The organism is Desulfopila sp. IMCC35006 (assembly GCF_005116645.1).
Classification (GTDB): Bacteria; Desulfobacterota; Desulfobulbia; order Desulfobulbales; family Desulfocapsaceae; genus Desulforhopalus_A.
Genome location: NZ_SWCM01000007.1, coordinates 44,423 through 56,398 on the forward strand (window position 1 = coordinate 44,423; position 11,976 = coordinate 56,398).

General features: G+C 50.3%; 10 protein-coding genes. 8 read left to right on the forward strand and 2 right to left on the reverse strand.

Translation table 11 applies throughout. From position 1 onward, the window contains the following. The first annotated feature begins 4 nt into the window (after positions 1–4). Both FCL47_RS13160 and FCL47_RS13165 read left to right on the forward strand, forming a co-directional pair. On the forward strand, positions 5–517 hold the full coding sequence (locus FCL47_RS13160) for a YgjP-like metallopeptidase domain-containing protein (protein ID WP_136813979.1): 513 nt from the start codon (positions 5–7) through the stop codon (positions 515–517). Between the two features lie 513 nt (positions 518–1,030). Continuing rightward, the gene (locus FCL47_RS13165) at positions 1,031–1,858 is read left to right on the forward strand and encodes a ParA family protein (protein ID WP_136814157.1); all 828 of its coding nucleotides are present in this window, start codon (positions 1,031–1,033) and stop codon (positions 1,856–1,858) included. Between the two features lie 66 nt (positions 1,859–1,924). Here FCL47_RS13165 and FCL47_RS13170 read toward each other — a convergent pair whose 3' ends face one another. Continuing rightward, positions 1,925–2,338, reverse strand: a complete 414-nt coding sequence (locus FCL47_RS13170; RefSeq protein WP_167496478.1) for a putative zinc-binding protein — start codon at positions 2,336–2,338, stop codon at positions 1,925–1,927. Positions 2,339–2,686: 348 nt separating this feature from the next. On the opposite strand from FCL47_RS13170, the gene FCL47_RS13175 reads away from it, so the two are divergent. Beyond that, complete coding sequence (locus FCL47_RS13175) at positions 2,687–3,685, forward strand: DUF1566 domain-containing protein (RefSeq protein WP_136813981.1); 999 nt, start codon at positions 2,687–2,689, stop codon at positions 3,683–3,685. A 32-nt stretch (positions 3,686–3,717) separates the two neighbouring features. On the opposite strand, the gene FCL47_RS13180 is transcribed toward FCL47_RS13175, so the two are convergent. Beyond that, positions 3,718–3,954, reverse strand: coding sequence for a hypothetical protein (locus FCL47_RS13180; RefSeq protein ID WP_136813982.1), 237 nt, complete (start codon positions 3,952–3,954; stop codon positions 3,718–3,720). Positions 3,955–4,810: 856 nt separating this feature from the next. Between FCL47_RS13180 and FCL47_RS13185 the strand changes: the two genes are divergently transcribed. The 5 genes from FCL47_RS13185 to FCL47_RS13205 all read left to right on the forward strand — a co-directional run bounded on the left by FCL47_RS13185 (position 4,811) and on the right by FCL47_RS13205 (position 11,918). Continuing rightward, entirely contained in the window at positions 4,811–5,608 is a 798-nt protein-coding gene (locus FCL47_RS13185; RefSeq protein WP_167496479.1) for a hemerythrin domain-containing protein, read from the forward strand. Between the two features lie 330 nt (positions 5,609–5,938). Then, positions 5,939–7,273, forward strand: coding sequence for a UDP-3-O-acyl-N-acetylglucosamine deacetylase (gene lpxC, locus FCL47_RS13190; protein WP_136813984.1), 1,335 nt, complete (start codon positions 5,939–5,941; stop codon positions 7,271–7,273). Between the two features lie 116 nt (positions 7,274–7,389). Beyond that, a complete protein-coding gene (locus FCL47_RS13195) occupies positions 7,390–9,228 on the forward strand; it encodes a hypothetical protein (RefSeq protein ID WP_136813985.1) in 1,839 nt (612 codons plus the stop codon). A gap of 354 nt (positions 9,229–9,582) precedes the next feature. Further along, positions 9,583–10,863 carry a C40 family peptidase gene (locus tag FCL47_RS13200; protein ID WP_136813986.1) on the forward strand — a complete coding sequence of 427 codons (1,281 nt, stop codon included), beginning with the start codon at positions 9,583–9,585 and terminating at the stop codon, positions 10,861–10,863. 101 nt (positions 10,864–10,964) lie between these two features. Then, positions 10,965–11,918 carry a DMT family transporter gene (locus tag FCL47_RS13205; RefSeq protein ID WP_136813987.1) on the forward strand — a complete coding sequence of 318 codons (954 nt, stop codon included), beginning with the start codon at positions 10,965–10,967 and terminating at the stop codon, positions 11,916–11,918. The last annotated feature ends 58 nt before the right edge of the window (positions 11,919–11,976 follow it).

Genomic DNA, 11,976 nt, shown 5'->3' on the forward strand with positions numbered 1-11,976 from the left:
TACAGTGCAGGAATTGCAATATTTACGGGGATATCCTGGGCACCTTACTGATAAGGTCCAGTGCATGATAGGAGCGCAGAAATTACAACCGTTCCTGCTGGAGAAATATCCTGCGCCGCATGAGATTCGTACCGACAAAGCTCTCTATGAATATGTGATGGCCATAAAAAATAGAGCCATGCAGCAATCGCCGCCCTTAAGCAAGGTGCTCTTCGATGCAAAAATCAAGATGCGAAACCAGGCCCTTGGGGTGCATAAATTTATATCACGGGTGCAGGGCGGCAACCTGAAAGCGAAGAATGAGATCCGCATCGCCTCCACCTTCAGGTCTGCACCGGAACCACTTCTGCGGATGATTGTCGTCCATGAGCTTGCCCATCTCAAAGAAAAGGATCATAACAAGGCGTTTTATAAACTGTGCGAGCATATCCTCCCTGCATATCATCAGCTGGAATTCGATATGCGTCTCTACCTGACACACCTCGATCTTTCAGGACCGTTGTATAAAAAGGAATAGGATTTTGCCTGCAGCTCCCGACTGGTTACCTCTCTCCAAACCTTTTCCAGTTGCTTGCCGGTGCTCTTTTTATGGTGCCTGAATTTCGGTTCGAACGCATGGCCAGGCGCCGCATTAAAAGTGGACCCTGATTCCCGTGCTCACCTGACACTCGAAAAGATTCAGAAACAGCGCAAATATTGCAGTCTCCTCCTGAAAAGAGGTTGGCAGGGCAGTTCTTTCATGATTCAATGGGAGTGGCATCTGTAAACTTATTTTTTCGGAAAAACGGTGACAAAGTAATCGGCCTTTACAAGTGTGCGCAAAAAATAATTTGCTTACCCCGCAAACTCAGCCTGGCGGAATGGAAGGGTGTGCGCTGTTCATTGCACGGGTCTCTGCAGCCATGGGCGGCTGCAGAAAAGCCCCCAGGGATGGGTTTCCGGCGTCCCGGGCTACGAACGGCTCCCGCCCTGGTTCAGGAGCTGAACATCAGGGGCAATCAGAAAAAATAATAATAAAGAGGACTCCATGATGGTCTGTCGTGTGATCTTTAATAAAAAAGGTGGCGTCGGAAAAACTACCATTACCTGTAACCTTGCTGCCATCAGTGCATCATCCGGCCAAAAAACCATCGTGGTAGACCTCGATCCCCAGGCCAATGCCAGTCAGTACCTGTTGCGTGACAGATACAATGAAATTAAGGAACAAGGCCGGACGATCTTCGACTTTTTCAAAGCATCGCTGGACGGCGGGAGTATTTTCGAATTCAATCCATTTTTCTCCCACCTCAGCAGCCCCCGGCCTGAACCCGAGTCCTTTATTCACCAAACCAGGTTCGATAATCTTTATGTCATACCGTCTCACTCAGGTCTGGCGGACCTTGAGGCACAGCTCGTCAGCAAACATAAAATCTATAAGCTGAAAGAAATGCTGGAAAAAATTTCCGGTTTTGAGGCCGTGTTTATCGATACCCCGCCGGCGATGAACTTTTTCAGCCAGTCAGCCTTAATCGCCGCCTCCCGGTGTTTGATCCCCTTCGACTGCGATGCATTTTCCAAAGATGCAATTTTTGATGTCGGAAAACACATCGGTGATATCCAGAGAGACCATAATAACGCCCTTATAGTGGAAGGCATTATCGTTAATCAGTTCATGGCCCGGGCAGCTTATCCGAAAAAAATAGTCGACGAACTGAAAGCCGATGGCCTGCCGATTCTCGCAACGAAAATTTCTTCTTCGGTGAAGATTCGAGAATCTCACCACGAGTCCACTCCCATGATTTTTCTGAGTCCAGGGCATAAACTGACACAGGAATACCAGGCTCTGTATGACGAAATCAGCAGGAAAGGCCAATTTTGATTTTATCTGAGTTGGTTTGACGCAAAAGGCACAGTCGGTAGGTATCGAGGGAAGTGGCTCTCGCGGCTATCGACATCCACATCCACCCAATATAATGGGCGGCCGCTCTGACAATCTTGTGCCTTCAGCGATGATTGCATCTTTCACGAGCTGTAACGCATCGCACCATAAGTCCGTAGATTCCGTCTTTTCTATACCCAGATCTGCCAGGGACAGGTGAAACTCAAGGTTGCAATTGAGTGCGCCAAGCTGTTTTCTGCCGCACTGTTGCTCGCATCCATCCACGACAATAAAGGGCAGCGCATCAGCCGGCCTGCAGATCATTTCCGGTAAATTTGCGCCACGCCCACCGTCAACCCACTCCCCTTTGCCTTCCAGGACCAATTCCTGGACGGCATGTCTGGTCAGTTGGCCCGCCCTGGATGCACCCGCGCAGGGGAGCATGAGAATTTTACTTTTTGCACTACAGGTTCGATTCATTTCGGGAATTCCTGATGGAGAATGTGTGTCCTCGGAGATTAATGCCATTTTTGCACACGCCCATGACAAGCTGAAATCGCCTGGATAAACTTCGATTTTTTTTTCGACGGCTTGAAGCAAAAAGCGGCAATTCTTCCCGAGCACTTTGAATGGGCAAAGAGAGAGGAGAATTGAGGAGGAAAGAGCAGGAACAATTTTCAGATACTGCTGAGGACTTGTATCCTGGAATCACGCTGACAACGCTGTTTTGCTCCAATTTTCCCTTCAAATGCGAACTATCATAAATTATATAATTATACTGTCAAGAGAGAGAGCAAAATGCATACCGCAAGGGAGGGGGACACTGTCATGCGCACCAGACATATTTTGTCAACGGGGCAGCAGCGATGCTACAACGACGATGGTGAACTGATTGATTGCCGGGGGACAGGGCAGGATGCAGAGTTTTGTCCGGGTGTCGGCTGGCCGGAAAATCGATTTGAGCTCATCGACGATGAGCTGGTCAGGGATCACGCAACGCAGCTTGTCTGGATGAGAAACATTTGCCCTACCGACTTTCCTGTGAGCTGGCAGGAGGGATTGGCCTTTGTCGAGCAGTTAAACCGAGAGGAAAAGTTTGGCAGAAAGGATTGGCGAATGCCGAATCGCCGCGAATTAAGAAGCCTCATTGACCACAGCGCAAAAAAACCGGCCTTGACCGCGGGGCATCCCTTTCAAAATGTATTTTTGGGGTGGATCTGGACCTCTACCACTGCTGCCATTGCCCCGAAGTATGCCTGGTATGTGCACCTGGAAGGCGGCAGGATGTTTTACGGCAACAAGAACGATTATTACTGGGTCTGGCCGGTTTGTGGTGCATCGGCTGTTCTGGCCGCGACAGGGGAGACACAGTGTTTCGATAATCTGGGGCGGACAGTAGCATGTAGCGAAAGCAGGCAGGATGGTTCGCTTGCAACGGGAGTTCCATGGCCCAGACCTCGATTTATTTCTCTGCAGACCGGGGTATTGGATAGACTGACTGATCTGACCTGGCATACCCAAGCCAATTTGTGCGGAGAGACTGCCAGCTGGAGCGAGGCGCTGGCAGCCGTTTGCGCCTATGCCAAAGAGACAGGTCTGCCCTGGCGGTTGCCGACCATCAATGAGCTGGAAAGTCTTGTCGACGCCTCAACCCATACTCCGGCTCTTCCAGCCGCGCATCCTTTTGCCGCTATCCAGGAAGCCTACTGGTCCTCAACGACCAGCGCCTTTGCAACCGATTGGTCCTATGTGCTTTATCTGGGAAAAGGCGCTGTCGGAGTAGGGTATAAAAAGAACAGGGATTTTGCGGTCTGGACGGTCATGTAGAGAAGCTGGAGTTCTCTTTATTCGGCGTGTTCTCAATACCTGTTATGGTTATATTCTCCGTCCCAGTGACGCTCATGGCCTCCTCTTCTCCGGTCATAGTCATATCCGCGGTTACGGTCATGGCCACCTCTTCCCCTGTCATAGTTATATCCGCCGTTCCAGTAAAGATCATGTCCTCGACCTCTGTCATGGAAAGGAACAACATAGCATCCGCCAAGAGAGACGAGCATGGTCATCATTACGATCGCCAGCATAATTATTTTCTTCATTGCAATACCCATGGTTGTTTTTTTGCCGTCGATATAGGGACGTACCCCGAAAAGACGAAGTATTTCGATCTATTAAACAACTACTTGCGTGTGTTTTTTTAAACAGTGACGCTTCGTGCTTTTGTAACACGCTGTCTGGAAGGCACATTTCGGGGGGTGCACAAAAATGCCCTTTCTGGTCCTTCCATGACGGTTAAATTCATCGTGAGATGTCTTTCTTCGCTTTCTTTGTAATCAGACAACCGGTTGAATAATAGAGGACATATGGCGGAATAGGGTCCCACGTCACCTCATATAGAGGCCATGTCGGGTTCATGTCGAGTGCTTGAACAAAATTGCCGGCTCACCCCTCCTGCCATTGCGAAAGGTTGAGATTGCGGGGCAGGCACATGTATTAAAATGTGATTACCACTAAACCTCAGCTTGGCAGGTCCAGAGGGTTATGAGGTGCCCTTTGCACGGGACGCCATAAACCCATCCCTGGGGGCTTGACCGCAGCCATCCAGGCTGCGGAACACCCGTGCAAAGGACACCTCATATCCCCATATAGCTGCGGTTTAGTGGTAATCACCTATTAAAATAGCAAACGTATTAAGCGTACTGATGGTATACTGTCGGTCCTGAGCATTAATCAGGAGGAGTTTCACCGCTACCCAGAGATTTTTACCTCAAGTGTGTCGCGGTCACCACATCACTTTAGGCAGCAAAATGATCTGCGGTTGAAGTTCTTGCTCAGGCAGTTTACCTTGCAACCGGCGCATGACTTGGTCAACCCGTGGCTTTTCAGATATCTGCGGGTTATTTTATTACGTTTTTAGTGAGATAAAGGCGCTTTGCGCTTGTGAAGGGGAGATACGTGAAGACAAACACAGTCTGGGATGCAAAACTGAAAGTTGGTTCCGATATCATCGACAATCAACATAAAGTGCTATTTGATTTGATCAAGGACTTGAACAATGCAATCCGCACCGAGGTCAACATAAGGGTCGTCGATATTCTGTTGGGGGTGTTACGTGACTACGCTTTTCAGCACTTTCAGACCGAAGAGGAACAATTTCAAAAGCATGCTGATTCTATCACCCATTGTCTCGAACATTATACACTGATTAAAAGGTTGAATACGTTTATCCATGATTTCAGGAACAACAGGACAAAAGGGGAGCCGACACCTTCAGTTTTCCTTGAACATTGGTTGTTTGAACACATTGAGAAATTTGACAAGCCATGCTTTGCAGATAAGGCAGTGAGTGTGTCTCTTTCATCTCCCCCTGATGCTGTAGATGCGTTTGACCCTCTTTTAAAGGAAAGACGTCACCATAAGCGGATACCCCATAATGACCTCGTGGATGAGAACATCCAGGCCCATTGTTATAACGCCACAAAGTTGAAAAGCGGAATGGTAGACATAGTTAACCTGAGTACTGGCGGGCTCATGCTGCGTTCCGCCAGAACCCAGGAAGTCGACGATCTGTTGATCGTCAGCTGTCGGATTGGCCGCACTTTCAAAATGAAGGAAAAGGTCAAAGTAATATCGGCTCATGATCAGATGTACGGTGTTCAATTTATCTCACCATCTCGCGAAACAATCGTATTTTTCACAGAACTGTATGGCGCCGTTCATATGAACAATTCAGGCTATGTCGATGCACAATAAGTTTGTGCCGGCGTTCAAGGCTCCTGGCTGTCTGCATGACCGGGGGGCTTGACAAATGCGTAAATAAGTAAAATTCAATGGTTATCAAAGTACATATGCGACGATGAGGAGAACAGCAATACCTGGCATGCCGCATCCTATAATCCACCGCGGAGTACATGGTCGGAAAATTTTTTTGATCAACGACGATTATATGGTTTATTCAGAGACACTGCCGGGCTGCACCCGTCGCCATGGTCGGGAAAAGTCATGGTGGCTCACCCTCGTATAATCGCTTATCATAGATATTTGCGGGTCTCATTTTAACAATGTTTTTTGGACAAGAGTGATATGAATCCTATTTGTATAGTAGACGATCAACCTTTTATAGGTTCGACAATTTCGAATATCCTTAAAGACGAGGGGTATGAGACCATTGTATTTCAGGATGCGGAAAGCTTCTGGCAGAGCCTCGATATGCAGGAGCCCTCTCTCGTTATGCTGGATATCTGGCTGCCGGGTCAGGACGGTCTGCAGCTTCTGAAACGGCTGCAGGGACGATTCCCCACCCTGCCCATCATCATGATGAGCGGACATGCCGGGATCGAGACGGCGGTTGCCGCGATAAAGGCCGGTGCCTACGATTTTATGGAAAAACCGCTGCATCTTGAGGTGTTACTCGACAAGGTGCAATCTGCCATTATGCATCGGCCTCCAAGGAGCGACTGGAACCTGCCCTCGGATATGGGAATTGAGATCGCCAGCGCCGACCTGTTGCTGCCCCCCGGCATGGTGGAGGTCGTTGATTCCCGGGAACCGCAGCGCACCCTCAGAGAAAATGTAGTTCTTAACGGTGTCGGGCTTCTGAGCGGCCGGAAAACAGGCATTATCCTCAGCCCGCTCGGGATCAATGAAGGTATCGTCTTTCAAACTCTCGACGGTCAAACCATCCATGGACACATTACCTCCCTGGAAAATTTTTCCCAAACGGTTTCCTCGAAGACCTTCTCAGCCAATTCCACCACGCTGGATAACGGCAGGCAGCAGGTACGCACTGTTGAACACCTGATGGCAATCTTTTCCATGTACGGCATAACCAACGTGCTCATAAAGGTAGATGACGAAGTGCCGAACATAGACGGTTCCGGCAAGGACTTCTGTGACCTCATCGCCCAGGCGGGGATAGAGGCACAGCCGGCCTTTACCAAGGTTGCGGTCATCCGCCAGAAAATCGGCGTCGGCAACGAGGAGAAACAGGAAAAGTATATCTATGCAGAACCTTTCGAAGGGTTCGAGATATCGATGAGGGTTGACTATTCTCTTCCCATCGGGGAACAGGTTTATACTTTCAATCCTGAAAAAGGGTCTTTTGCCAAGGAAATAGCCCCGGCCCGGTCATTCAATACCTTCGAAAATATTGAGATGGCCCAGCGGCTGGGCAAGGTCGGCGGTGGATATCTCAATTCCCATATCATCATGTACGAAGGCAAAGTCATCAATACGGAGCTCCGTTATCCCGACGAATTCGTGCGCCACAAGATACTGGACCTGATCGGCGACCTCTATCTGCTTGGTTTTTCCATCAGAGGACGCATTGTCGCCAATATGACCTCCCATGGCTTCAATCAGGCCCTGGTGGAACGGTTGTACCGGGCTATCCAGAGCAGTTCCCAAAAGCAGTCATAAAATTCAAGGGGTAACATGCGACAGACGAGCACCGTAAAGAATTCGAAAGTTGGTTGACATCTTTTACGTCGATGAACCAGGCCGTACATTGTCTACTGATGCAGAAAGACCGCATCATGATATTCGCAATCATTGTCTTTCTTCTGCAAATGCTGGTGATACTCCCCTTGGGAGATGCACAGGCAACCGATGCTGATCTGGCGGCCAGCTATCGATTTCTGGTCAGTGACCGGGACTCGGCGGACGGTGTTCTCTACACGGCCACGGCCGGAAAACTCCGGGGTCGTCTGCTGCCGCTCAGTTTTTCCGACAGCCCGGAATACTGGGGCCGGTATGTCTGCGAACTGCCCGGAAACTCCTGCTCGGTTACTGATGTTTACGATCCGCAAACCTATACCCTGACCCCGCAAAAATCACATTCCGGCGATCTGCAGACCGAACGTGTCAACAGCCACAACGGAACCAACATCTACGATGCTGCAACCTGGCAGATCGCCGTCATGCTCGGGCATGCCATCAATCGATTTTCCCTGCCGGACAACGAGGACCCTTATGCCCTGGTCAGCAATCAAAATTATTTGCTGAAGGAGGGGTACAACGGCAACTCAAGTACTGTCAGTGCCGGCCAAAATCGGGCGATGACAAGCGGCAAGGTCTTTGTCTACAATCAACGGGCCATTACCGAGCCCCAACAGGCCTACGCGTTTCGCATGCTGCCAAGGAACTGGCTGTCGGTGGATCCTTTTGCCGGAACCAGGTATGCAGATCGGATTAAAACCGCTGCCCTGCCACAGAAAAATCCCGAATATCAACCCGGCAGGGTTACCTGGACGGACTGGAAGCCGATTACCGGCGAAAATGGCTGGGCATTTCTGGTGGGCCCGCTGCAGGCCGCATATATCCATTATATCCTCGATCAGAAATCAGCCTTTGTGCCGTTGCAGGATCCGGCCGTGCAAAATGCGCTCGATATACTGCCGACTTTTGCGGCAATGCAGTCGCCCTCCGGTGCACTGTATTATGCCCCGGCTGGTACGGTAGCCAACCAGGGGGAACAGCTGGTGGATCCCTACGGGGTGTCGGTTGAAAACAATTTTTCTTTGTATGCAGGTCTTACACTTCTGCATTCCACCCTGTGGGCGACCATTACGCATGAGCCAAATGTGCGTCCAGAGGATGCTGTGGCAATCCAGGAAGCACTGCAACTGGTCGATGCGATGATCAACGGTGGCATGATCGGCAAAGATCGCACAACTTCCGGTCTTCTGGCTTTTTTCAGGGATCTGGCCTGGCGTGACGGGGAATTTGTCCAGGGAGGTCGTGCTGACGACCCGACGAGCACCGTTAAATGGGTGCCAAGTCTGCAGCCTAAGGCAGTGGATGTCAATACCTGGGGAATTGCCGCCCTCGGGCCGCAGCAGATTGATGCGTGGTTCGGCTTCGGCGCTGCCTATCAAAACTGGCAACAGGTGAAAAAATGGGGCGGCTATGGTGTCGGCAGAACACTCTGGGGTGTGGGGTTTTCGAACCAGGATGGAAACGGTATTGACGCAGATGGCAACTTCCGGCAGGGTATTCTCTCCACGGAATGGACTGCTGGCGCCATCAACATGCTGCGCACAATGATCAGCTACTATGAGAAAATTCCCAAGGAATCAAACCATTACCGGGAATCCAGGCGCTTCTTGGCAACACTTGGCCATGATATGCAATCGATGGTGGCGGCAATCGATACAATGCGTCTCGACACCTATGCAACGAGCAGTTTTCCTGGCCGGCCGCAAGAATTTGCTCAATTATTTACGGCTCGCAAAACCCGGCCCTATCTCTACGCAAGCAAACGGTACCTGATTCCCTTTGGCTGGTATGCCAACCCCATGCCCAGCACCTGTGCAACTGCCTGGGTCATTATGGTTCATGCTGGCTATAATCCCTTCGCGTATGGTGGCAAGTAGTCAATTCCCGGCCCAACCTGGGGCACATTTGGCACTCTCTTTTCAGACAAGAGGCCGGAAAAAAACAACATTTCTTTTTTTTGCCAAAATCTGCGGTATCTTCCCATTGTTTTGATCTTTTGACGGTGCAAAACCGCCTGTTGGCAACCGCCGAATCTGTAGCAAAATTGAATTTGGTTTGACAAGGCATCCTCAAATAGGCTATTTGAATAACATCATTTTGGCGAAAAGCGCTGACCTTGTCGCTTTTACATTTGAGTCTATCAAATACGTACTGGCAAATCATAGAGACGTGAACGACACGTTGCACGTTTGAATCTTTCTGGTATATGCAAAATCTACAGAAAATGATGCATGAGTAATCGAAGACAAAATCTACAATATTTGTCTCCTGGCACCATCGTCCTGTTCTTTTGCGTGGTTGCCTTCTTTATGTCGGCGTCTTTGGCATTCTGTATGGGGAGCGGCTCTGAGTCGTTATTGTCTTCCTGCGGTCTTACTGCACAACAGTTTGAAAAAAAGGCCAAAGAGTACCTCGGTGTTCCCTACCAGCGCGGAGGGACCTCGAAAAAGGGCATGGACTGTTCAGGCTTTGCAAGAACGCTCTATGACAGGATCTTCAGCATTGAATTACCGCACAGCTCTGTCGAGCAATATCAATCTTCAGACCTGCAGAAAATCTCCAAAAAAAGGATGCAGCCAGGCGACCTGATTTTTTTCTCCGACAAGAGGAAAAAAAGGATTAATCACGTTGGGGTATACCTTTCGAATGGGAAATTCATTCATGCCAGCTCCAGCCTTGGCATTACTGTATCGAAACTGAGTGAAAGTTACTGGCAAAAAAGATTTGTCGGTTCAAAGCGTCATCAGGCCCTGAGTTCCGGCTCAGGACCAAGGCAGGCTGAGGTTGAGAGTTCCATAGAAATCCCGGTACACGAAAACGGCACGATTACCGGCTATGCTCATAATGAAATTGGGTCCGCTTCTGCAGCTTTTCAGCACGACGAATCGGACACATTTGCCGGTCTATACGATGCTTCGGCACTTGACAGCAGGTATCTCAGCTTTTATCAAATCGGTTACGATCGTTGGATTGCCAACAGCCTGACGGTGAACATCTCCGCTTTCCAGGAAATCTTCGATGTGTCAGCAGCCTGGCCCGGTCTCGAGCCATACAGCCGAACTGCAGGGTCTTGGCAGGAGGGGTTCTCCTCCGATACTGCTCTCAGAAACGGTTTTCAGTTGGCAACAGATATTCATCCCAGCAACTGGCTCAGTATCACTCCTTTTATTACGTTCTTTGATAATTACTCAGGCATCCAGGAAAACTGGGATGTGCCAAAACGGACATTTGGCCTAAACAGCCTTGTGACGCCGGGTCATGGCCGCTGGACGCTGTCCATGCTGTTGCAGTATTCTGATCAGCAGGATCTTGTGAATACTGCAAATATTGACAATATGATCAGTTCCCTCGACATGTCTGTCAAATTGGGATTGCACCTCACCGAGAATCTGCAGGTATCACTGACGGGCAAACATGATATTCGAACCGCAGCATATGACAGCGTAGAGGACACGTCATCTGCTCAAATCTCCAGCAATGATGTTTTCTTTAGCTTTGATCTGACGTATTGATACGATGCGGGGCGTCTCGCTCCCATTGGCTGATGCTGCTGGGGCTCGTTGAAGATTGACCAAGATTACTGTCCAGACGTCTTTCAGGTTGAAGAGAATTGATGGCAACTGATACCTCACCGCGCTTTCCCCCGATCCTGGTATTAATTTTCGGTGTAATTGGTATTTCGTCCGGCTCTATTCTGGTACGATTAGCCCAGGGCCAGGACATGCCATCCATCGTCATTGCCGCCTGGCGACTGAGCCTGGCGTCAGCCATTTTATTGCCGCTGGCGCTCGCGCGGCGACGCTCGGAGCTCTGCCGGATGTCGGGCAATTCCTGGGGGCTGGCGATTCTTTCCGGCTTTATGCTGGCGCTGCATTTTGCCAGTTGGATTACATCGCTGGCCTATACCTCGGTGGCCAGTTCGACCGTGCTGGTGACGACCTCGCCACTGTGGGTTGGTTTGACAGCCCCGTTTCTGCTGGGTGAACAGTTATCGCGGCCCTTGAAAACCGGCATCGCCCTGGCGATGCTCGGCAGTGTGTTAATTGGCGTGGCCGATGTCGTGGCCGTCGTCGATGGCCGCTTCCATTTCAGCCTCACGCAATTCACCCATCAGTCCAACCCCCTTCTCGGCAACAGTCTGGCGCTGGTTGGTGCGGTGGCCGCCTCCGCCTACCTGCTCATTGGCCGTCGTCTGCGGGGCGGTATGTCCCTGCTGAGCTATACGGCTGTTGTCTATTCTACGGCCGCATTTTTCCTCATTCTCATGGCCGTCGTCCTTGGCTACAGCCTTTTCGGATATTCGACCGTTGCCTATCTCGTGATGCTGCTGATGGCCATTTTTCCCCAGCTCGTTGGCCATTCTTCCTATAATTGGGCACTTGGCTACCTCACCGCCGCTACCGTCTCGGTCGCCGTTATTGCCGAACCTGTCGGCGCAACCCTGCTCGCCCTGGTCATCTTCCAGGAAATCCCCAACACAATCACCCTGACGGGAAGCGCTTTGCTTCTTGCCGGTATTGTTTATGCCAGCCGACCCGGGGGAAAACCGGCAACGGTAAACACCTGAATCTGCTCAGCAGGACGAGGTAAAAAAAAATCTGGGAAAGATGTTTTCTGCGGGGTTC

Coding starts and splice junctions, on each gene's coding strand:
- lpxC (WP_136813984.1), top strand. CDS start 5,939: ATGAATCCTATTTGTATAGTAGACGATCAACCTTTTATAGGTTCGACA.
- FCL47_RS13170 (WP_167496478.1), bottom strand. CDS start 2,338: ATGAATCGAACCTGTAGTGCAAAAAGTAAAATTCTCATGCTCCCCTGC.
- FCL47_RS13195 (WP_136813985.1), top strand. CDS start 7,390: ATGATATTCGCAATCATTGTCTTTCTTCTGCAAATGCTGGTGATACTC.
- FCL47_RS13180 (WP_136813982.1), bottom strand. CDS start 3,954: ATGAAGAAAATAATTATGCTGGCGATCGTAATGATGACCATGCTCGTC.
- FCL47_RS13175 (WP_136813981.1), top strand. CDS start 2,687: ATGCGCACCAGACATATTTTGTCAACGGGGCAGCAGCGATGCTACAAC.
- FCL47_RS13200 (WP_136813986.1), top strand. CDS start 9,583: ATGAGTAATCGAAGACAAAATCTACAATATTTGTCTCCTGGCACCATC.
- FCL47_RS13205 (WP_136813987.1), top strand. CDS start 10,965: ATGGCAACTGATACCTCACCGCGCTTTCCCCCGATCCTGGTATTAATT.
- FCL47_RS13165 (WP_136814157.1), top strand. CDS start 1,031: ATGGTCTGTCGTGTGATCTTTAATAAAAAAGGTGGCGTCGGAAAAACT.